This window comes from Prolixibacteraceae bacterium (assembly GCA_019720755.1).
In the GTDB taxonomy this organism is placed as follows: Bacteria; Bacteroidota; Bacteroidia; order Bacteroidales; family Prolixibacteraceae; genus Halosquirtibacter; species Halosquirtibacter laminarini.
In genome coordinates, this window is the sequence record CP081303.1 from 634,438 (window position 1) to 657,558 (window position 23,121).

At 36.5% G+C, this 23,121-nt stretch carries 14 protein-coding genes; 12 read left to right on the plus strand and 2 right to left on the minus strand.

Annotation, left to right across the window (positions count from 1 at the left end; genetic code table 11):
* Positions 1-285 precede the first annotated feature (285 nt).
* The 7 genes from K4L44_02590 to malQ all read left to right on the plus strand — a co-directional run bounded on the left by K4L44_02590 (position 286) and on the right by malQ (position 15,240).
* The gene (locus tag K4L44_02590; protein ID QZE14766.1) at positions 286-885 is read left to right on the plus strand and encodes a sigma-70 family RNA polymerase sigma factor; all 600 of its coding nucleotides are present in this window, start codon (positions 286-288) and stop codon (positions 883-885) included.
* Positions 886-1,023: 138 nt separating this feature from the next.
* Positions 1,024-2,016 carry a FecR domain-containing protein gene (locus K4L44_02595; GenBank protein QZE14767.1) on the plus strand — a complete coding sequence of 331 codons (993 nt, stop codon included), beginning with the start codon at positions 1,024-1,026 and terminating at the stop codon, positions 2,014-2,016.
* Positions 2,017-2,087: 71 nt separating this feature from the next.
* Complete coding sequence (locus tag K4L44_02600) at positions 2,088-5,471, plus strand: SusC/RagA family TonB-linked outer membrane protein (GenBank protein QZE14768.1); 3,384 nt, start codon at positions 2,088-2,090, stop codon at positions 5,469-5,471.
* 19 nt (positions 5,472-5,490) lie between these two features.
* Entirely contained in the window at positions 5,491-7,155 is a 1,665-nt protein-coding gene (locus tag K4L44_02605; protein QZE14769.1) for a SusD/RagB family nutrient-binding outer membrane lipoprotein, read from the plus strand.
* Positions 7,156-7,410: 255 nt separating this feature from the next.
* Entirely contained in the window at positions 7,411-11,754 is a 4,344-nt protein-coding gene (locus tag K4L44_02610; GenBank protein QZE14770.1) for a discoidin domain-containing protein, read from the plus strand.
* A gap of 761 nt (positions 11,755-12,515) precedes the next feature.
* Entirely contained in the window at positions 12,516-13,694 is a 1,179-nt protein-coding gene (locus K4L44_02615; GenBank protein ID QZE14771.1) for an MFS transporter, read from the plus strand.
* A gap of 52 nt (positions 13,695-13,746) precedes the next feature.
* Positions 13,747-15,240: a 4-alpha-glucanotransferase gene (gene malQ / locus K4L44_02620; GenBank protein QZE14772.1), complete on the plus strand. Its 1,494-nt coding sequence runs from the start codon at positions 13,747-13,749 to the stop codon at positions 15,238-15,240.
* Positions 15,241-15,511: 271 nt separating this feature from the next.
* Here malQ and K4L44_02625 read toward each other — a convergent pair whose 3' ends face one another.
* Entirely contained in the window at positions 15,512-16,342 is an 831-nt protein-coding gene (locus K4L44_02625) for an alpha/beta fold hydrolase (GenBank protein ID QZE14773.1), read from the minus strand.
* Positions 16,343-16,400: 58 nt separating this feature from the next.
* Positions 16,401-17,117, minus strand: coding sequence for a pyridoxine 5'-phosphate synthase (locus tag K4L44_02630; GenBank protein ID QZE14774.1), 717 nt, complete (start codon positions 17,115-17,117; stop codon positions 16,401-16,403).
* Between the two features lie 103 nt (positions 17,118-17,220).
* Between K4L44_02630 and K4L44_02635 the strand changes: the two genes are divergently transcribed.
* The 5 genes from K4L44_02635 to bamA all read left to right on the plus strand — a co-directional run bounded on the left by K4L44_02635 (position 17,221) and on the right by bamA (position 23,067).
* A complete protein-coding gene (locus K4L44_02635; GenBank protein QZE14775.1) occupies positions 17,221-17,889 on the plus strand; it encodes a CBS domain-containing protein in 669 nt (222 codons plus the stop codon).
* A gap of 15 nt (positions 17,890-17,904) precedes the next feature.
* The gene (locus K4L44_02640; protein ID QZE14776.1) at positions 17,905-18,798 is read left to right on the plus strand and encodes an NAD kinase; all 894 of its coding nucleotides are present in this window, start codon (positions 17,905-17,907) and stop codon (positions 18,796-18,798) included.
* Between the two features lie 165 nt (positions 18,799-18,963).
* Positions 18,964-19,728 carry a hypothetical protein gene (locus K4L44_02645; protein ID QZE14777.1) on the plus strand — a complete coding sequence of 255 codons (765 nt, stop codon included), beginning with the start codon at positions 18,964-18,966 and terminating at the stop codon, positions 19,726-19,728.
* 6 nt (positions 19,729-19,734) lie between these two features.
* Positions 19,735-20,478 carry an isoprenyl transferase gene (locus tag K4L44_02650; GenBank protein QZE14778.1) on the plus strand — a complete coding sequence of 248 codons (744 nt, stop codon included), beginning with the start codon at positions 19,735-19,737 and terminating at the stop codon, positions 20,476-20,478.
* 3 nt (positions 20,479-20,481) lie between these two features.
* Positions 20,482-23,067 carry an outer membrane protein assembly factor BamA gene (gene bamA / locus K4L44_02655; GenBank protein ID QZE14779.1) on the plus strand — a complete coding sequence of 862 codons (2,586 nt, stop codon included), beginning with the start codon at positions 20,482-20,484 and terminating at the stop codon, positions 23,065-23,067.
* Positions 23,068-23,121 lie beyond the last annotated feature (54 nt).

Genomic DNA, 23,121 nt, shown 5'->3' on the forward strand with positions numbered 1-23,121 from the left:
GTTCTTATCCTTGATTATCATATTTTAAAGTCGCTTTGAAAACAACTATAAGATACTGATTTTCAAGGATAAAAACAATATAAATGTCTATTATATAGGTAATTAAACCACTTGGTTAGATATGAAATCCAACTCTTGATTCGCATTTATAATATCTGTTTATAAACACGTTGTTGTAGATTCAAACGTGGATTCAAGCGACAAATGCAATTATTTTATTTGATATTTTTCATCTGAAAACTAAATTAATTATAATTTAACACTTTTGTTAGATTATAGTTAGTTATGGTAGACGATAAAAAAAATTGGAATTCTCTCTGTAGTGGTTCAATGAATGGCTTGGAGGTACTGTTTAAGAGGTACTATGATGATCTTTTTAATTATGGATTAAAGATTAGCATGGACTCCAACTTAGTAGATGATGTGATCCAAGATCTGTTTGTCTACTTATGGGAAAAGCATGAATCCTTATCCAATGTGGAGAAAGTGAAGAGTTATCTCTTCATTGCTTTTAAGCGTCGATTAATAAAATCGCTTGCAATGAGTCAATGTATTTGTGATGAAGAAGTCGTGGAAAAGTATGGCTTTTCATTGTCAATGGAGGATATGCTTATGGATGAAGAGCATGATAATGAGAAAATGATGCACATTAAAAAGGCTCTTTTAACATTAGGAGATAAACAAAAAGAGGCTATATTTTTAAAGTTTCATGTAGGCTTATCTATTGCAGAAATGGCAGATCAATTGGATATGAATTCTCAAAGTGTTAAAAATTTACTTCATCGTGCTTACAAGAAGATGCGGCATGTTGTCTCTAAAGATCTTATACTCTTTTTTATTAATCTTATTTACTTCGGGAAGACCAAAAGCAAAACACCTACATAAAAAATGTAGGTGTTTTTTTTGAAAGTGAGTACCAATTTGAAGAAATGGACTCTTATAGTTGAATGAGCAATTTCAAATTCTCAAATATAGAAATTAAATATGACCAAAATACATTCTGAATTATATAATAAGTTGTTGATGGATAGGAGATTTGTCTCCTATGTAAAGGGGGATGGACCTTATCAAGATTATTGGAATCAGTGGAAAAAAGAGAGTGACGATCCAGATAAGGATTTTCAAGATGCATTAGATGTGGTAAAAGTATTGCAGTTTAAAAAAGAAAAAACAAACCCTTTTGTTTTGAATGCCAAATGGCAAACTTTAAAACAGTCAATAGAAAAAATAGATCACAAAAAGATACATCGTCAATTAAAATGGATGAAATATGCTTCGGTGGCACTTTTGCTTATTTCTGTCAGCTCCATCCTACTCAATTTTGTATTGGATTATCGATATGACCAAATAAGTTCTATTGCGACACAACAGGTTGCTTTGACAACTTCTACTGGAGCACCTTCAAAAGTGATACTCTCTGATGGGACTGAAGTATGGATCAATTCGAGCTCAAAATTAACCTATCCATCTGTTTTTGCTGGAGATGTACGTGAGGTTCAGCTTGAGGGAGAAGCTTTTTTCCATGTGACAAAAAATAAAGTCCCTTTCATTGTGCATGCACCACGTTGTGAAGTGAAAGTTTACGGTACACGATTTAATGTGGATGCTTACCCAGGTCAAGACAACTCTATTGTTGCCTTAAAAGAGGGAAGTGTATCCGTTTTAGATGGAAAAAACAAGGAACATTTTCTAAAGCCAGGTATGGTTGCTGAAATATCTAACACAAAAGAGATCCTGGTTAAAGAAAAAGTGGAGTTTCATAGATATGATGATTGGAAGAGTGGAATACTAACCTTTAAAAATAGATCTCTTAAGGAAATTAGCGATCGATTAGGACGGAAGTTTGGTGTTCATTTTCATTTCGTTGACCCGTCTATTGCATCCTATAAATATGATTTAAGTGTTTCAACGGAGTCATTAAAAGAGATTTTTAAACTTCTCGAATACACCGCACCTATCTCTTTTGAAGTCGACCCAATGCATGAAAAACAGATTAATATAAGAGTAAAAAAGTAAACTAACTATCCTACACCATCCTCTTGTGTTTGGTGTAGAATCAATGATTAAAATTAACTAAATTTCAGAATATGAGTAAATTATGTCTTTCTTGTCGCGGCTTTAATATGCTAGGCAAAGGAGTATGGAGACACATGGTAATGTTTCTATCGATTATCATGTTGTTGACGGCTAGCCCAGTGATGGCAGCTACATACGATTTAGAATCTGATATCATAATTCAGATGAAGCAGACTTCTCTCTCCTCGGTTCTTTCTAAAATTGAGGAGTTAACGCCATACACTTTTGTTTACAACAAGGATCTTGTGGATCCGAAGATGGGTATTTCGGTTAATGTGAAAGAGAATAATATCATTAACTTATTAGATAAGGTATTTAAAGGAACTGAAATAGAGTATCGTATTTCAGGCAAACAGGTTGCTTTGAAAAAAAGTGATAAGAAGCAAAAAGACAAAGAGGTTACTGTCTCTGCGAAAGTTGTTGATGTTTCGGGTTTACCATTACCTGGTGTAAATATTGTTGTAAAAGGCACTACTATCGGTGCTATTAGTTCCATGGATGGTATCTTTACTTTAAAATGTAGCTCTTTGGCAACTTTGAGTGTTACTTTTATTGGTTATGAAAAGAAAGAGTTTGATCTTTCGAGCCCTCTTCCTAAAACAATTTTACTAAACGAAGAACAACATAATATTGATGAAGTAATCGTTACTGCGCTTGGTATTAAACGTGAAAAGAAAGTGCTAGGATACTCTGTTCAAGAGATTTCTGGGGATGCTTTGAATGAGACTTCTAATTCAAATGTTACTTCAGCACTTCAAGGGAAAGTTGCAGGTGTTCAAATATCTCAATCTAGTACTGGTTTGGGAGGTTCTTCTAAGATTACTATTCGTGGAAATAGCTCTATTGGTAGAAACAATGAGCCATTATGGATTGTTGATGGGGTTCCTTTTAACAACAATTCGGACTCAGGTGCATCATTATATGGTGGTTATGATAGAGGTGGTGCTTCTGCTGATATTAACCCAGAAGATATTGCTTCAATTTCTGTTTTGAAAGGACCAAATGCTGCTGCACTGTATGGTTCTAGAGCTGGTAACGGTGTTATCTTGGTAACAACGAAAAAAGGGGTTAAAAAACAGGGTTTAGGCGTTGTCTATAATGGTAGCTTTACTTGGTCTGAAATGACTAATCAGATGGAAATTCAAAGTCGTTATGGACAAGGTAGCAATGGGGTATATGATAGCAAATCTAGATATAGTTGGGGTGCTCCTCTTGACGGACAAGAAGTAACTGCTTGGAATGGAGAGAAGAGATCATACTCCGCATTGAGTAATCCAGTAAAAGATTACTTCTCTAATGGCTTTGCTCAAAACCACAATGTTTCATTAGGAAAACAGACTGAAGAAGGACATTATAGAGCAAGCTTTGGTTATGTAAAAAAAGAAGGAATATTCTCAAGCAATAGCCAAGAGAAGATGTCTATGGATGTGAATAGCGGAATGAAATTGGCTTCATGGTTAGCTGTAAACTCTAAAGTATCTTTGGTAAATACCAAAAATAAGAATAGACCTATTTTTGGTAACCGTAGTGAGATGTATCAACTACTAAATATCCCATCTAGTGTGGATATGAATGATCTAAAACAGTTTTCTGCTCCTAATAAGGTTCATCAGAATTGGTATGGTCCTGATACCCAAATTAGAAACCCGTACTATACTCGTGATGCTTTGATGAACGAAGACGATAGGTTAAGAGCCTTTGGTTTCTTTGGAATAAATATGGACTTAACCAAAGGTATTAAATTTTCTATTAAACAATCTTTTGATGTTCATAAGACACAAACGCAAGAGAAAGATCGTGGCGATGGTATTGGTAAAACAGATATTAAAGAGATAATCAACGACTCATTTTCTATGAGAGAGTCTACATATCGTGAATTTAACAGCCAGTTTTTATTGACAGGAGACTTTGAAGCAAATAAACTACAGTATGGATTCACATTTGGTGGAAATAGAATGTATTACCTTATGGAAGGGTTAAATGCAAGAACTGCCAATCTTTTTAAAGGGTATTGGTTGCTTCAAGGAGCCAATGATCTTCTTCAATCGACTTCATCCAATTCGCGTAAAGAAAAAGAGGTACAGTCCTTATATGGATCTGCTCATTTCACATACAATAACTACTTTACAGTAGATGTGACTGCTAGAAATGACTGGTCTTCTGCACTTCCTGTTAAGAATAACTCCTATTTCTATCCTTCGGTAAACGTGAGTTATATTTTAAGTGACTTTTTAAACAAAAACAATGTAATCCTTCCAGGAATGATCGATTTTGTGAAGATACGTGGGTCGGTTGCTTCTGCTGGTAAAGATTGTGATCCTTATGAGATTCATAGCTTGGTGGATATTGTAGAAAAAAATGGTAAAATGGAATTTCTTGTACCTGATACAAGACCAAATGGAGACCTAAAGCCAGAGATTAGTACCTCTTACGAGCTAGGTGGTGAAATCAAGATGTTCAATAATCGTTTGGGAGTAGATGTTACCTATTATAATACAGACACTAAAAACCAAGTGATGGTTGTGGATGATGGAGTGGACTATAAATATAAAACGATTAATGCTGGTAATATCTCCAACAAAGGATTGGAATTAATGGTTTATACAACACCAATTAGAACAAATGATTTTAGTTTAGATTTTGACTTCAACTATGCACATAACACTACAGATGTAGAGAGTCTTTATGATGGATGTCCTAAGGTTTATTTAGGTAGTACAGATGAGTATATGGTGAAAGTGGCTGCCACCGAAGGAGGTAAGCTTGGAGATATCGAAGCCGTAAACACATACCTACGCAACGATCAAGGACAAGTAGTGGTGGATGCAAATGGGGTTCCTGTGAAAGACTCTAAAAGTACTGTGATTGGAAACATTCAACCTGACTGGATTGGTTCTGTAAGAATGGGTATTCGATATAAAAAATTGTCGATATCTACATTGGTGGATATGCAAAAAGGTGGTGACATCGTTTCTATTAGTGAAGCCATCGCTGCGAATGCTGGTGTAGCTGAAGTAACTGCGGATCGTAGTAATTTTGTCTACCCTGGGGTAAATCGTGATGGTTCTCCAAACACCAAAGAGATCACTAAAGAACAATTTTATCATACTATTGGGGGAGAGCATGGTATTGCTGAAGAGTTTATTTATGATGCTTCTTTTGTTCGACTTAAAGAGTTGGCACTTTCGTATACTCTTGGAAACAATTTCTTGAAGAAGACTCCATTTAACTCCGTTAAATTCTCATTGATTGGACGAAATTTAGCTTTCTTAAGCAAGAATACTCCTGGCTCTCCTGTGGGAGGATTTAATAGTAGTATCTTCTCAAGTGCTATTGATTACTCTTCTATCCCTAATACTCGTACGTTAGGATTCTCTGTAAAACTGGGATTTTAACCTAAAAAATTGAAAGAATATGTTCAAATCAAATAATAGAAAAATATTAATATCTGCATCTCTTATCATTGCGGGAATGATGGGAGGATGTACCGATAAATTTGAAGAGATAAACACCTCAATCATGCCTGAGTATACCTCAGATAAAGCAATCATTTTTGATGGGGAACACTATGATGAGGATATCAATAAAATGATCTCTCCTTTTATCTTTGAGGGACCATATGCAGATTATCAGAGAGCAACAAATCTTTTTCATGATATCTATGCTCACTATTTTGCACATAATAAAGCGGATTTCTCTGGCTCTTCTCCAAACTATGTTTATAACGAAGGTTGGATTGGAAAGAGATGGGAACACTTCTATTATGAAAGAGTAAAAGAGTACAGAACACTGCTTAAATATATGAAAGCAGCTCCTGTTTGGAATGCCAAAGCAAAAGCGGTGGCAGATATCAACTTCTCTTTCTTGACTAGCATGATGGTGGATACTTATGGATATATTCCTTATAAATATGTTTTTGATACAGATATCTCTGACAATAAAACATTAAAGTATAACTCAGAGAAGGAGGTATATACAGACCTGTTCTTAAAATTAAAGACAGCATCTCAAGTTTTATCAAAATCATCAGAAACAGAATATTTTCAGATCGATGCTACCTCAGATAACTTTTATCAAGGCGATTATGACAAGTGGCGTAAGTTTGCCAATACTCTAAGACTTCGTTTGGCGCTTCGTATTAGTAATGTCGATCCACAAATGGCTAAGAAGGAAGGGGAAAGTGCTATTCGTGATGGTGTTTTTGCATCCAATGCCGATAATTTGGCAACACACTCTCAAACCCAGGAAAATATATATTACTTATGTAGTCATGCATGGCTTGATGCTGTGATGACTAAAGACCTAGAAGTAGCTTATAAAACATGGAGTAACGATTTGGATCCTCGTTGTCCTGTATTGTGGTATAAGACTGGTCCTGAGGATGCTTTAAGACATGGTGTGGAGATTGGACAGAAACCAGGAACTACTTTTGGACAATATATGGGACATAAGATTGGTCAAATTGATGGAATAAAGCATAGCACTGAAAATGCTTCAATTCTTAAAGCAGATGCAAGAAAAGATCCTAAAGGATGGTTCTCAATTCATCAAGAAGCAGTTTGGATGGGATATGCCGAAAGCTGTTTCCTTATGTCAGAAGCAAGCTTGAGAGGTTGGTCTGGTGCAGCGTCATCTCCTAAACAGTTCTATAAGATGGGTGTCGAAGCGTCGATGAACTATTATGGAGTTGCAGAGGAGCAATCTGCTAAATATATTAGTGAATTGCATGATGTCGCAGATGGTATCTTCGAATCGGGGGATAAAGAAAAGGTCTTAGAAGCAATTCAAAAGCAAAAATGGCTTGCTGTTTTCCCTAATGGTAATGAAGGCTGGGCTGAATTTAGAAGAACAGGTTATCCTCGACTTCTAAACAATGAGAACAACATGTCTGCAACTGTGAAACAGGGGCTTTTCATCAAACGTATCCGATATACTGTAGAACAACATGACTATAATGCAGCAAATATACCTAGTGCTGTTTATGGTCCTGACGATCGTATGGATGTTCGCATATGGTGGGATGTGGATAACTCGAATGATGACAGTGGTAAACCTAAACCACAAAATAATTTTAGGTAGTACTTCATCTAAAAATATAAAGGCTGTTTCATTTAGATTCAGCCTTTTTTATACCCCGACAAATGACAAAAAGCTTATGATTTTCTTTCTTCTTATGAAAATCTTTAAAAAAAAGATAAAGTGTGAGTACCAAATCAAAAACAAGGACTCTTATAAATGTAATTAGATGATCACCCAATTATAGAATTACAAATCAAATGAAGAAGGGCTTTTCTCTTATCCTTCTTAACTAATAAAAATAAAACATAACGATTTATGAAAAGACATCTATTTTGTACATTACTGTTTGTCTTTGCAACAATTTTTGAAGTTGCGGCACAACAGCCAATGGGAGGATGCTGGCATCCTGAAGATATTAAAGATTGGTCTCCAGAAAACGATCCTGAAGCAAAGTTTAATCGAAGTGTTGTAGCACTAAAAGAACGTTTTGTTGATAAGACTGTAAAAGCCGGACCAAATAGCTTCTTTGACTCTAAAATTACTGCTTGTTTGACGATGAATCCAATGTGTAGCCAAACGCCTTCTCAAGGAGCAAACTCATTTACTGGATATACTTTTAACTTCTGGCAGTATGTTGACATCCTTGTATGGTGGGGTGGTTCTGCTAGCGAAGGGGTTATTATTCCTCCTTCTGCTCCAGTGGTCGATGCTGCTCACAAAAATGGGGTTCAGGTTTATGGTAACGTTTTCTTCCCTCCTGGAGCTTTTGGTGGACAAAGTAGCTGGGTACGTGAGATGATGACACAAGAAAATGGGGAGTTCCCATATGCTAAAAGGTTGGCAGAGATTGCAAACTACTATGGATTTGATGGTTGGTTTATTAATGAAGAGACTTATGCTAGTTCAAAAGCGGAATGGGCTGGTTTCGCAAAGACTTTTAATAAATATAAAGGGTCTGATCATATGGGACTTCAGTGGTATGATGCTTCTACCTCTATCCCAGAATCACTTTTCAAAGGAAAAGAGATGTTCTCATCGATGTTCCTAAACTATGGTTCTGCTTCTTCTTCTTCAATTAGTAGAAATAATAAAAGTGTTGAGTCTTGGGGAATGGATCCTTTTAGTGTTAACTATTATGGACTAGAAATAGGTGGGGGAGGATTCTCTCACAAAAGAGAATTTACTTCTCTTTTTAGCAAAGATAAAAATAATGGATCTGTTGCTCTTTTCTGTCCTGAAGAGAAAACATGGAAGGATCATACCAAACGCAATGATCTGAACCAATACGAGCAGATGGCAGAGTTCTATAAAACAGCTGGACGTTTTTGGGTAAACATCAACCATGATGTGACTTCTAAAACTGCTTATGACGATTCAAACTGGCCTGGTATCTCTGTTGGTGTGGCTGCTCGTAGTGTGATCAACACTTTCCCTTTTGTGACTAATTTCAATACCGGAATGGGTAAAAAGAGATTTGTAAAAGGAACTGTAAAAGGAACTGGCGATTGGTATCATAGAGGAATTCAAGATATTCTCCCTACTTGGAGATGGTGGATCGAAGGATCTCGTAAGACTGTGGAGCCTACATTTACTTGGGACGATTCTTATAATAGTGGTGCAAGTTTGATGTTTACCGGAAACTTAGATGCAAATATTTCAAATAATATTCGTCTATTTAAAACACAACTAGAAGTGGTTGGGTCTGAGCAAGCTCAAATCGTAGTGAAAGGCGCAAAAACTGGTTATTCTTGTTCTCTTGGTCTTGCTTTTAAAGAAGATAATAACGCTTTCACATACCTTCCTCTTGAGAATTTTGCTGATGGAAGTTGGAAGACTATTACGTTACCATTAAGTGCTTATGCTGGTAAAACAATCTCAATGATCTCTATTAAACTTGAGTCAAAATCAAATGTTCAAGATATCGATTTGAAAGTGGGGCAATTGTTCTTAGGGTCTAATGTGACTGCTGCAGGTGAAGTTTCAAACTTGAAGATCATCGATGACAAAAATGTAGAGAAAGTGGATCTTGGTGACACCAAAGGTAGTGCTCGTATTATTTGGGATGCTGCCAAAGGAGATGTAAACCACTACAATATCTATATGGAACAGAATGGAACCCAAAGTTTGGTTGGACAAACAATGGATGAAGCATTCTATATAGGTGATATTATCAGAACCAATAGTAGAGAACTTTCTGTGAAATTCACCGTGAAAAGCGTGGATCTTAAAGGAAATGAGTCTACAGGAGTAGAGAAGAGCATTGATTGGTTGAAGCCATCTGTTCCTGAAGTGAAAATTGTTGGCGATAAATCATATATCGAAGTAGGAGAGACTGTATTGTTTACTGCGAGAGCAACACAATATCCTGAAACATATAATTGGACCCTTCCAAAAGGTGCTGTAAAAGCAGAAGTAAAATGCGAAAAGAATCAAATCGCGGTGACTTTCAACACAAAAGGTAATTTTGATATCTCTGTTAAAGTGACGAACTCTTTGGGTTCTACTGAACAAAAGTTAGAGACGGCTGCAACAGTTGTTGAGATGAGCTTATTAGAGGTGGTTAGTGTTGGAAAAACAATCGACAGCTATAGCGACTGTATCGCAAAACACAATCCTAAATATTTAATAGATGGACAGAATATTCCTTCTAGTTTAGACTACAAATGGTGTGTTGGTGGATCAAAATCACAATGGGTTATTATCGATCTAGAAGAGCCATTTGATATATATGGTTTCAAAGCTTATGATACTGGACACAAAGAGAGTGCTGATGGAAACTATGATTGTTGGAAAGTGGAAATTAGTAACGACAAAAAACAGTGGACTGAAGTAGTTAATGAGAAAGGCCGCAAAGCGGAGAATACAAAAGTGGATGCTATTCCTGGTAAAGTAGGCCGTTATGTACGTTTTACTCCTTATGATAAAGATTTGAATATCACAATCCGTATTTGGGAGTTCCAAGTATTGGGTGTTTCTATGGGAATGAACTTTGTGGGTGGTCAGAATCTAGTAATGAGTGAGAAAGGTACCAAAACCGTGAAGTTTGCTTACGATCTTGGACTACTTGAAAAAGCGAAAGACTTTGGTTTCTCTGCAGCCTCTGCAAATGGAAATATAAAGGTTTCTAATGAAGTAATTGACGAAGCAAATAAAACATACCAGTTTGATATTCAATCAAAAGATGGATTCTTTGGTGCTGAAAAAGTGAAAGTGACTTTTGTCAATGGAGGTTTGTCTAAAGATATATCTTTTGTAGTGACTGTGGAGAACTCGAAATGGGCCAATGTATTAAAAGGCAAGAAAGTTCAGGCTTATACTGCTAATTGGTATTGGAATGGAATTGATGCTAAAATAACAGGAGGTGAGAAGCTGATTGATGGCGACCTAAATACTGGTATCAAAACAAACTATAATAAAATTGTTCTTGAAGCAGATCTTGAAGAGGTAACTTCTCTTTCATGTTTCCGTTATAACGGTTCTCAAGATGGGAAAAAATTGAAGTTAAAGGTGACTACTTCTGAAGATGGGAAGTCATTCACAGAAGCATTCTCAACTCAGTATGTTGGAGGTTCTCTTTATATTCTAAATGAACCTATTAATGCTCGTTATATCCAAGTTTGGACCTCTAGAACAGGTTGGAGTACTGTAACAATCCAAGAAGTGGTGGTACTAGGAACTGTAAATAACTTCTCTTTTGGTGAGGTTGCTTCACAGAATCTTAAGCTTGATGAAACTAAAGTAGTAAAGGTCCCTTTTACCAATAAAGTAGATGTGACAAAAGATATGGTTACTGCTTCTGTTGCCAATGAGAACCTAGTAGAAGTTGCTAACATAGAGTTGGATGCTCCTAATAATATGCTTAATGTTACACTTACAGGTAAGCATGCAATTGGAAATACAACTGTTACACTTACAACTAAGATTGGTGAGGACCGCTTTACTAAGTCTTTCGATGTAAGTGTGACTCCTGCTGCTTCAACAAACTTGGCTCTGAACAAATCAGCTGTGGATTTTTCTGGATCTACTACCAATGAACTTCCAAGTTATCTATTTGATGGAGAAACTGTTCCAACTGATAACTCTCATAAATGGTGTGAAACTGGTAATGGTCCACACTATGTGGTGGTTGACTTAGAGAAAGTGTATACTGTGTTCGAATTTAAAATGTTTGATTGTGGTAATGTGGAGGATGCTGATTGGAACTCTCAAGGTTATACAATTGAAGTGAGTGAAGACAATATTAACTGGACTGTAGTTGCTGAGGATGTTAAAGATAATTCTACGACCAAAGATATCGTTACCAATGGTATTAATGCACGTTATGTGAAGTATACAACTGGTGGTGATGATGGACACGGTACGATTCGTTTGTTTGAATTTGAAGTATATGGTGTGGATGATTTAAGCCTTTCTTCTAAGAATACTGAAGGAGTTGAATTGAAGGTATATCCGAACCCTGCTACAGATTTTATTGAAGTGAAAGGTATTTCTAACCGTAAGGTATCAGTGAAAGTGTTTGATATCTTGGGTAACGAGGAGCTATTTATTCCAAATTATGATGGACAAAAAATCAATGTGAAAGCACTTCCTAATGGAGTTCATGCTGTTAGAATCGATGATGGTGAGAAAGTGACTTATACTAAGATAATGAAGTTATAAGCGTTATAATATTAGAGAAGAGTTGTTCTTGAACAATCTCTTCTCTATAATCAAAGAAAAATACTAGTCTTTTGATTTTTTAAGCAATTGTAGAAAGATCGATAGTATTTTTTTATAAAGATATTTCGATGAGTTAGTGTGATATGACTATTGATTTGTCTATTTCCTAATAATAGTAGAGAGTGTCTTTCTTTTATGATTGACACTCTTTTTTTTTGACTTCTTGTCATTTCTTTTTGGTGGTTCTGTTTCAAAATTAACGACTCCCGTCATATTCGTCGTTATATTTCGATCAGATCTTTTATTCGCTGTTTGCAGAAGATGACCCCTCTTTTTTGAAACCCATAGGACAATTTCTAAAATCCGTTTTTGTGTAGAAACTCTATTGGATCACTCCGTACTTCCTCCGTACTTCAGTTACCCTTTCCTTACCCTTTCCTTACCCTTCAGTTACCCCTAGAGTAACCAAAGGGTATAGAAGCCATAACGTAATTCTATGGAATGTAGCCCTGTTGACACATACTTGTATTTTCAATGAAGCCTATTTTCTTAAGCTTAATGGTGCTTATTGCACTTTTGGAACTTTTTTGAGATAAAAAGAATCTTGGAAAAATAGTTTCGTGATCATTGATTGAACACAATAAATAGAAGCTCCAGATACATTGTTTTTTATCATATCAAAATGTGTTGTATAATAGATCGATTTATCAAACAAAAATAGGTTCTAAATGTTCCAATTGAAAACAGAAAGAACCTTGCTTATGAAGACAAATAGAAATATTATACGCTTTATGTATAGCATCAGTGTCATCACTTTTATGACCTGTGTCGTACTGACGCCTGATCTTCTCTCTCTCTCACGTCTTTTCGAAAGTCCTGATGCGATATTTAGAAGTCAGCTGCTCGTCATTGCCCCTGCGATATCTGCACTTGTGGTATCTGTATTTTGGACTACCATTCGTATTCCTCATCAGTATTGGGGAAAACTTCTTTTTTTAATCTCACTCATCGTTTATGGGGTGACTGGCATACTTTGTTATTGGGAAACTTCGTTTCAATCCATGTTTTTGACTCGACTACTATTAGGGTTTGCGATGGGGTTGATCTCTATGCTTCTAGTTCAGCGAGGACATCTCTACTTGACAGAAGTGAAGGAGAGAGTGTTTGTGCGTACTCAAGGTGTCGTTGTTGGAGTCTCAACGATGTTCCTACTATTGTTGTCAGGATGGTTAGGTACTTATGGGTGGAAGTATCCATTCTTAATTTATCTTCTTGCATTCTATCCAGTACTCTATGGGATGTGGTTGTATATTCAAGGTATTGGACTTGACCCTCGCTCTATCTCGAGACCACAGAAGTATTTTATGAATAGAAAGTTTTGGATGATTATAATTGCAGCATTTGTTTTCGTGCTTTTTTTAACGCTGTATTTCTTACAAATACCATTCTTAATTGATCGATTGCCTTTAACGGATCAAATGCAAACAGCAGGGCTATTAGGTCTTTTGGTTATCCTATTTATCTTAGGAGGGACTTTTTATGCTCCTGTATATCATTTTGCAAGTCGAGAGGTAATCTATTTCATTACACTTGGAATGATTGCGACAGGAACTTTTATTCTAGGTGCTGCTTTTGATATAAATAAAGTGTTCTTGTCTTTGTTATTTATTGGTGTTGGTTCTGGACTTCTATTTGCAACAGCCTATAACTCCGTACGACATCATATTCCTAATGATGTATATGGCTTATGGAAGTATAAATTAGTTACAGTGGTATTGCTAGCTCAGGTCGTTTCTCCTTTTTTAATATACTTATGCAACGGGGGGCAATTTGTAAGACTTTTCTTTGTTGGCATGGCTGCATTTGTCGTATTTATATTGATCGTTGTTTTAGTGATCTCTATGTGGATAAAAAATAGGGTGAGCACAAGTAAAGCATAGGTTGTAGTTTCGCTAAAAAGTTTGTTTCTTAGGGTGTATAAATGTTATGGCAATGAATAAGAAACAGAGATATAGTGGCATTTTAATGCCTATAAGTTCCCTTAATGGTGCCGATGATGTAGGCACTATTGGAGTTGAAGCTTTTCGTTTTGTAGATTATTTGTGTGATTTAGGAGTTGGTGTGTGGCAGATACTACCTCTGGGACGTACAGATGGTTTTAATTCTCCATATCAGTGCTACTCTTCGTATGCTGGAAATGAATTCTATATTGATTTGGCTTTTCTTCATGGGCGAGGTTGGTTGAATGAGTGTCCATTAAAACAGGATTATTTTGCCTCGAATGGAGAGATAGATTGGGATGGAGTAAAGTGTAACAAAAGTGTTTTTTTACAACAAGCATTTGAAGGGTTTCGCTATCAGAATCAATTTGCTAGTGATGGGTATTTGGCCTTTTGGCAGGAGCATCAACTTTGGTTAGAGGACTATTCTCTATTCATGGCTTTGACCCAAAAATACGAAGGTGTAACTTGGAGTGAGTGGCCCGAGGAAATAAGAGATAGAGTTCCGAATGCTCTTGCTCAAGCTTATAATGAACTGGAAGAGGTGGTTCTTTATCATCGATTTGTACAGTATGTTTTTTTCTTGGAGTGGGAGTTGTTACATCAATATGCAATGCAAAGAGGTGTAAAGATTATGGGAGATCTTCCTTTATATGTTGCATTTCATAGTTCGGATGTGTGGGTTCATCCAAATCAATTTCAATTGAACTCAGAATATCAGATGACCGAAGTGGGAGGGGTACCTCCAGATGATTTTAATGAGAATGGTCAACATTGGGGTAGTCCTCTTTTTGATTGGGATGTGATGGCTGCAGATCAATATCAATGGTGGAGATCACGGCTATCGTTTCAGCTTAAGTTATATGATCTTTTGCGTATTGATCATTTTAGAGGGTTGGAGTCGTATTATTCGATAAAGTCGATCTATCTTGATGGAAAGGTTGGTGTATGGAATGATGCAAGAGGAGATGAGATGTTGTCTTTATTGCCTTCTGTGATGCATGAAAAGATTATTGCTGAAGATTTAGGGCTGATTGATGAAAAGGTAAGGAGTCTTAGAGATAAGTACCATTTCGATGGGATGGGAGTTTTCCAATTTGCTTTTGATGGGAATGTTCATAATGTTCACCTTCCTATGCATTATAGCGATACTTGCTGTGCTTACATAGGAACGCACGACAATGCCACACTTATCTCTTGGTATGATGAACTAGAAATAGAGCAGAAGAAGCTGATGTTAGAGTATATTGGGGTTGAGAGATTATCTTTTCGAGCTGTTGCTCGTAATATGATGCAGTCTCATGCTCGAGGTGTGATCTTTCAGATGCAAGATATTTTAGCCCTGGGTGACGAAGGACGTATGAATACCCCTGGCACCATTGATGGGAATTGGATTTGGAGAGCGAAGGATAAAACGCTACCCATTCATGATTGGTTGAAAAAGGATATAATACGATTTGCAAGAAGTAAAGAGGTATTATCATAACCTATTATAGTTACTTATATCGGTAAAAATATAGACCAATCGAGGAATCTTCCCTAGGTTGGTCTTTCTTTTGGGAAGCGAACGGGGTTTCTGTATTCTGCAAAAAAATACTTTTTATTCTATTGTTTTTCTCTGTAGTAAGTCTGAAAGCAGAAGGTTGTCAACTTGTTTGTTCAAAATATTGAAAACCTAGTTTTCTAAAAATGGAGGATTTAAAAGAACAGTTTACAAAGAGCCTTATGATAAACATTGGGCTCTTTGTATTCAAACTTTATTTTTTTCTTGTGGTATCAAGAACTGCATTGATCACGAGTTGTGGCTGTTGAGAATGCAACCAATGGCCTGCATCTGGAATATCGTAGATGCGAAGTGATGGGAAGATACTTTTCATCTTTACAATATCTTCTTCTGCTATATACCCAGAACGAAGTCCACGTATCAGTGTGGTATCTAAAGCAGGAATATGATCCATTGCCTCTAAGTCTGCATAGTTAACACTAGACATAAGAACGCCTAAAGAGTTGTAAAGAACTTCTAGATTCAGCTTCCATGTTAATTTTCCTGCTGTAGTATCGTTTTTTAGATTCTTCAGAAGGAAATCTCTTAACGCTTCGTTACTAATTAGAGGTTCTAAAAACTTATCTACCTCTTTTCTCGTTTTATATTTGTCTAGATCGACAGAAAGTAGTCCACCAAGAATCTCTTTGTGTTGATCTGCTTGGTTTGCTTTCGCTGGATTATCACGATAGTTACGAGCAACGATATCAGCCATAATTAGATGCTCTACTTTTTCGGGATATTTTAATGCAAAGTGTAGGGCGACTTTACCACCCATACTATGACCTAGGATGGAGCTCTTCGTAAGATTCACCTCATTCATGAAATGGAACAAGTCGTTTGTCATATCCTCAAATGTATGCGTCGGCATATGTTGACTTTTACCATGGTTTCGAATATCTAAAAGGTAGATAGTGAAATCGTTTTCTAGTGCTTTTGCTATGGAAAACCAATTGTCGGAAGAACCATATAACCCATGAAGAATAATAAGAGGTTCTCCTGTCCCTATCTTTCTATAATGAAGTTTTGCTATGCTGGTGTTCATTGTAACTTTATTTAAATCAACAAAGGAGAGTAAAAACTCTCCTTTGTTCTATCATTCATTAGTGTCTAAGACACTCTTTGTATTTTAATATTGTCAATTCCATGCCTAAATATATCGCATCGGAGATTAGTGCATGTCCAATAGAAACTTCCGCTAAATTAGGTATGTTTTGAGCGAAGAATGCCAAATTATCCAAATTGAGATCGTGACCAGCATTGACCGCAAGTCCATTCATATAGGCTACATCTGCTGCATCGATATAACTTTTGATTGCTTGATCTCTATCTTGATGATAGTTCGTTGCATAGGGTTCAGTATATAACTCAACTCTACTGGCCTTAATCGCAGCAGCAGCTTCTACCATTTTGGTATCAGGATCTACGAAAATAGAGGTTCTAATCCCTGCATTTCGAAGTTCGTGAACAATTTCAGTAAGAAACGACTTGTTATTAATGGTATTCCATCCTGCATTGGATGTAATTGCGTCTGGAGCATCAGGAACTAGGGTTACTTGTGTTGGTTTATATTTCAATACAAGCTCCATGAAGCGTTTATTGGGATATCCCTCAATGTTGAATTCTGTTGTAACAACCTTAGACAGGTCTTCAACATCTTGATAGGTGATATGTCGTTCGTCAGGACGAGGATGAACCGTGATCCCTTCTGCCCCAAATTTTTCAGCATTAATGGCTGCGTTTGCCACATTGGGCATATCTGCTCCACGAGAGTTTCTAAGCGTGGCAATTTTATTTATATTTACACTAAGTCTTGTCATCTTGGATTGAGATTTAATGTTAGAAGAAAAACAGAGAGGATCATTAACCTTTCTTGTTCTACAAAGGTAATTATTTTAATTATTTGAAAAACTGAATATTATTGTGATTGCAAAAGATTTAATAGAAGGGAGCATTCCTACCTTATCTGAAGTGGATAATGGTCTTAAAGCATTGTCTATTATGGAGTGTGTTGGTTTGCGAGAACTTCCTGTAATTCAAGGGAGTGAATATATAGGTTTGATGAGTGAAGATTTACTTCTAGAATTAGAGGATTTAGAACTTCCTTTTGATAGTTTTACGATAAAATATCTTCGTCCTCATGTTCATCTAAATCAACATCTGTTTGAAATTATTGGGTTAATGATTCGACTACGAACGTCAGTGATCCCAGTGTTAGATGATCAACATCAGTATGTCGGTGCTGTGGGGAAACATCATATTATGGAGAGGATGTGTGATGTGTCTGTCGTAAAAGATCCAGGGGCAATAATTGTTTTTGAGATGCCATCTGTCGATTATTCTAGTAGTGAAATCGCCCAGATCATCGAAGAAAATAATGCAAGAATTCTCTCTCTCTTTGTGACCAGGGTGGAAGGAAATCCTTCTCATATTCTAGTGACCATTAAGGTGAATGTGGTGGATGTTACTTCTATTGTTGCTACCTTTGAGCGTTACACGTATAAAATAAAAGGAATATATAATGACGATTCACGTGTCGATGATTTGTATCATGATCGTTATGAGGAGTTTATGAAATATATGGATCTGTAAACTGTTAAAAGTCACATGGGTAAAAAACTTAAAATTGCCGTTTTTGGAAAAACTGTTGAGGAAAATTTCATTCGAGAGTTAGAGAGAATAGCCAATTTTCTTCAACATGAACAGGTTGAGGTCGTTGGATACGGTCCTTTTTGTGAATATTTGGAGAAAGAGAAGGGGACCAGTTTCCATCCTGACAAGGTCTTTACAACCCCTAGTGATCTAGACCCTGATTGCGATTTCTTCTTTTCAATAGGAGGCGATGGTACATTTCTAGATGGGGTCTCTTTGGTTCGAAATACAGGGATTCCCATGGTGGGAATCAATCATGGTAGGTTAGGATTTCTTGCAGATATTCCCAAAGAAGAACTGAAAGGTGCTTTGCAGGCAATTTTGGATGGAGATTATCGGATTGAGGAGCGTACTTTGTTGAGAGTTAAGTGTGATTCGGGATGTTTTAGAACATTCCCCTTCGGATTAAATGACTTTACGGTTCATAAACAAGATACTTCACAAGTGATTCAAGTGGAGACTTATGTGGATGATGAGTTTTTAACTACGTTTTGGTCGGACGGTTTAATTGTTTCTACAGCTACAGGATCCACTGCTTACTCTTTGAGTGTTGGAGGTCCTGTCTTGGCCCCGAATACCAATAGTTTAGTACTAACAGCAATAGCACCGCATCATCTTACGGTAAGACCATTAGTTGTGAGCGATAGCGCGAAAATAAAGTTAAAGATCACAGGACGTGGAGAACGAATAATGGCTTCGATAGATGCAAGATCTTTTCCAGTGGATATGGGTAGTGAATTTGTTATAGATAAGGCTCCATTTGTTATCAAAGTGTTAAAGTTGTCTAATGTAACCTTCTATGATACACTTAGAAATAAGCTTATGTGGGGAGCAGACAAAAGAAATTAATAAATCTGTTTTTACGTTTCATTTATAATCCCCATCTTAGAGTCGAAATATTAAAAAATGTTGTATTGTAGCGTTAAGAATCGTTTTGCGTCATACGATAAAGCCATAAAATTCGTTAGCCTATTGGATGAACAAAGTGATATTTTTTATAATAAAACAACCTACATGAGGAAGATCTGTGTATTACTATTTTTAATGTTGGGATGGTTTGTACAGTTGGGCTATGGACAGAATAAATATACCTTGGATGTTGGTGCTTACTTATCGACAAACTACTTGTTAGGAGAGGTGTTTTCGAATTCTATTGTGGCTAGTCAAAGACCAAAGTTCGGAGCAGCAGTTCGTTATAATATGAGAGATCGATACTGTTTTCAGTCTCATTTTGGTTTTGGATTTCTTTACGATGAAGGAGTAGTTGACCAAAATATTGCGAATCTTGGTTTAGATGACAATATCACAAATCAGTATAATTACGATCGTCTCTATTTTGAACTTGGTGGTTCTTGGGATTTCAATTGGAAACCATTTGCCGTTGAAAATAGGTTCATGAATTTTACATTTTTTTCAGGAATAGGATTAAATTTATTATATTTTCCGGATAATGGTCATGGAGTGCAAAACTCTGGATACATTTTTTCTCCATCGGTAGATGGAGAGAGATCATTTATCACTTTGGGAGTTCCTCTTCAATTTGGTGGTAAATGGAATTTGTCAGGGTATCGAAGTTTGAGTGTCGCTTTTATAGCTCAAAAGTTATTTAGTGATGCAGCAGATAACTTAGATGACCCATATTCGGTCTTGGCCGAAACGAATAAGACATCGTTTCATGCAAATGATCTAATGCATAATAACGATTGGATTTTTGAGTTGAAAGTTTCACTCTATTTTCAAGTATACCATGGGTGCAGAGCGTGCCCTGATTTTAATTAAAATTTGATGAGTTTAAAAAGCCAGTTAGATGAAAATAATATCCCGAGACATGTAGCCATCATCATGGATGGCAATGGTCGTTGGGCAAAGAAACAAGGTAATGATCGTTCTTTTGGTCATGAGCAAGGAGTTGAATCTGTTCGAGTTACTTTAGAGGCTGGAGTAGAGTTAGGTCTTGACTTTATTACACTATATGCTTTTTCAACAGAGAATTGGAATCGACCAAAAGAGGAGGTAGAGGCATTAATGCAACTTCTTGTCCAAGCTATCGTGAATGAGACGCCTACTTTGATGAAGCAACACATTCGACTTACCACCATTGGAGATATTGATAGTCTACCACAAGAGACACGAGGGAAACTAGATGATTGTGTGGATAAAACAGCAGGCAACGATGGAATGACTCTTGTTTTGGCTTTAAGCTACAGTGGACGATGGGAAATTGTAGATGCTGCAAAGAAAATTGCTTCAGAAGTGAAGAATGGAACTATTCAAATCGATGATATTGATGATTCACTTTTCTCTTCTAATCTAAATACTATTGGAATCCCAGATCCTGAATTGTTAATTCGTACGAGTGGAGAGTTTCGTTTGAGCAACTTTTTATTATGGCAATTAGCTTATAGTGAATTTTACTTTACAGATACGCTATGGCCAGACTTTAAAAAACAGGATTTGGTTGATGCCCTGAAAGATTATCAATCAAGAGAGAGACGTTTTGGAAAGATTAGCGAACAAATCAATAAATAACATATGCAAAAGAAGCTTTTAGTTTTTGTAATTGCCTTTATGGGGTGCTTGTCGACATTCGCACAGTTGGCTGATAGCACCAACTTTTCGATATACTATGATACCCCTAAAGAGTATGAAATTGGAGGTATTCAAATCTCAGGTATTAAATATTTAGATACAGAAACTTTACTACAACTTTCAGGTTTGGAAGTTGGTGAGACAGTAATGGTTCCGGGCGAAAAAGTGACCGCTGCGATAAAAAAATATTGGAAGCAGGGGCTATTCTCAGATGTTAAAATTACTGCTACTAAAATCGTAAAGGGAAAAATATATCTAGATATATTTCTTCAGGAACGTCCTCGCCTTTCAACGGTGAACTTTACTGGAGTCTCTAAAGGAGAGCGTGAAGATATTGAAGAGAAGGTATTACTCCTGAAAGGAAGTCAGGTGACCGATAATAGTGTGAATACAGCCAAACGTATTATTCAATCTATGATGCGTGAAAAAGGGTTTCTAAATACGGAGGTTACCATTGTCCAAAGAGATGATCCTGAGATGAAAAACTATCTTATCTTGGATATCAATGTGGATAAAAAAGAGAAGGTTAAGATTCAAAATATCTATTTCGAAGGAAACAAAGCGCTCGAAACAGGAGTCCTTGAAAGAGCAATGAAAAAGACTAAGGCTAAGAAGCTTAAGAACTTCTTCAGTACAAAGAAATTTCTAGAGGATAAATATAAAGAAGATAAAGTACATCTGATTGAGAAGTATAATGAAAAAGGTTATCGTGATGCTGTCATCGTTTCAGATACAGTAGTACCTAATCTAGAACATTCCAATCGTGTAGATATTAAGATCAAAATTCAAGAAGGAAAAAAATACTTTTTTAGAGATATACGTTGGATTGGAAACACTGTTTATACTTCGGAGCAATTGAGTAATGTGCTTGGTATTAAGGCGGGAGATGTGTTTGACCAAAAGTTATTAGAGGACCGTTTGAGAGTAGACGACGATGCGATTGCAAACCAATATATGAATAATGGTTACCTATTCTTTAATGTCTCTCCAGTGGAGGTCAATGTACAATCGGATTCAATTGATTTTGAAATGCGCGTTTTTGAAGGTCGCCAAGCTACCATTAGCAAAGTGATCATTAAAGGAAATGATAAGACAAACGAACATGTTGCACGTCGTGAAATACGTACGCGTCCAGGAATGCTTTTTAGTCGTGAAGATATTATCCGTTCTGTTCGAGAGTTAGCGCAACTACAACACTTTAATCCAGAGAAAATTGTCCCTACTCCTGTTCCTCACCCAGAAGAGGGGACTGTGGATATTGAATATTCTTTGGAAGAACAATCAAATAGTAAAGTGGAACTTTCTGGTGGTTGGGGAGCTGGTATGTTTGTTGGATCTCTTGGTTTGACATTTAATAACTTCTCTTTAAGACGTCTTTTTAGCAATGATGGCTGGGGCGGGTCTATTCTTCCTTCTGGAGACGGACAGACTTTAAGTGTCCGAGCACAAACTAATGGATCGTATTATCAAAACTATAATTTCTCATTTGTTGAGCCTTGGTTAGGTGGTAAGAAACCGAACTCTTTCTCATTCAATATATACTATTCTAAGCAGACGAGTGGAGATTCAAACTACTCTTACTATTCGAATCCTTATGGTAGTTATGGAGGAGGTTATAATAGTGGTTATGGTGGATATAATGGTTCTCAATATGATTATGAGATTACGAAGTCGATGCAGGTATTTGGAACTTCTATCGGTTTGGGACATCGTTTGAAATGGCCTGATGACTACTTTACTTTATATCACGAAATCTCTTATCAACGTTATGTCCTAAATAATTGGCCATATTTCTTGATGGCTGATGGGGTGTCTAATAACTTGTCATTTAAAAATATATTGAGTCGTAACTCTGTGGATAATCCTCTATATCCTCGTCGTGGATCAAACTTCAAATTGTTGTTAGAGCTAACACTCCCTTATTCTGTGTTTAGTGATAAAGATTGGAGTGATAAAGACATGAAAGATAGTGAGAAGTATAAGTGGATTGAGTATTATAAGACAGAGTTTTCAGGAGATATCTATACCACTCTTTCGAAGAATAACAAGCTGGTCCTTCGTACCAAATTTGAGTATGGTTTCTTAGGTTATTATAACGAGGACCTTCGTTCTCCTTTCGGTACTTACCAAGTCGGTGGTGATGGAATGTCAGGATATAACTATTATGGTTCAAGTGTGATTGGATTGAGAGGATATGCGAACAACTCATTAACTCCATATAATCCTGAAGGTAACCGTTCAGCTTATATTTATAATAAATACCTGATGGAGCTTCGTTATCCATTAACTCTTTCTCAAAGTGCAACCATTTATGGTTTGGCTTTCGTAGAGGCTGGTAATTCATGGTATGACTCATCGACATATGATCCTTTTAACCTAAAACGATCAGCAGGTGCAGGTATTCGTATTTTCTTACCAATGATTGGACAGATTGGTTTTGATTGGGGGTATGGATTTGATACTGCTAATACAGGACGAGCATCCGATTCTGGAAGCCAGTTCCACTTCGTATTTGGACAATCATTCTAATGATGTAATATATATAAAGAAAAGGCTTGGAGAGATCTAAGCCTTTTTTTATGC

Bases quoted from the DNA above. Each gene is read 5' to 3' on its own strand.
- K4L44_02590 (QZE14766.1), top strand. From the start codon at position 286: ATGGTAGACGATAAAAAAAATTGGAATTCTCTCTGTAGTGGTTCAATG.
- bamA (QZE14779.1), top strand. From the start codon at position 20,482: ATGCAAAAGAAGCTTTTAGTTTTTGTAATTGCCTTTATGGGGTGCTTG.
- K4L44_02640 (QZE14776.1), top strand. From the start codon at position 17,905: ATGGGTAAAAAACTTAAAATTGCCGTTTTTGGAAAAACTGTTGAGGAA.
- K4L44_02645 (QZE14777.1), top strand. From the start codon at position 18,964: ATGAGGAAGATCTGTGTATTACTATTTTTAATGTTGGGATGGTTTGTA.
- K4L44_02610 (QZE14770.1), top strand. From the start codon at position 7,411: ATGAAAAGACATCTATTTTGTACATTACTGTTTGTCTTTGCAACAATT.
- K4L44_02615 (QZE14771.1), top strand. From the start codon at position 12,516: ATGAAGACAAATAGAAATATTATACGCTTTATGTATAGCATCAGTGTC.
- K4L44_02625 (QZE14773.1), bottom strand. From the start codon at position 16,342: ATGAACACCAGCATAGCAAAACTTCATTATAGAAAGATAGGGACAGGA.
- K4L44_02630 (QZE14774.1), bottom strand. From the start codon at position 17,117: ATGACAAGACTTAGTGTAAATATAAATAAAATTGCCACGCTTAGAAAC.
- K4L44_02605 (QZE14769.1), top strand. From the start codon at position 5,491: ATGTTCAAATCAAATAATAGAAAAATATTAATATCTGCATCTCTTATC.
- K4L44_02600 (QZE14768.1), top strand. From the start codon at position 2,088: ATGAGTAAATTATGTCTTTCTTGTCGCGGCTTTAATATGCTAGGCAAA.
- K4L44_02595 (QZE14767.1), top strand. From the start codon at position 1,024: ATGGATAGGAGATTTGTCTCCTATGTAAAGGGGGATGGACCTTATCAA.
- K4L44_02650 (QZE14778.1), top strand. From the start codon at position 19,735: ATGAGTTTAAAAAGCCAGTTAGATGAAAATAATATCCCGAGACATGTA.
- malQ (QZE14772.1), top strand. From the start codon at position 13,747: ATGAATAAGAAACAGAGATATAGTGGCATTTTAATGCCTATAAGTTCC.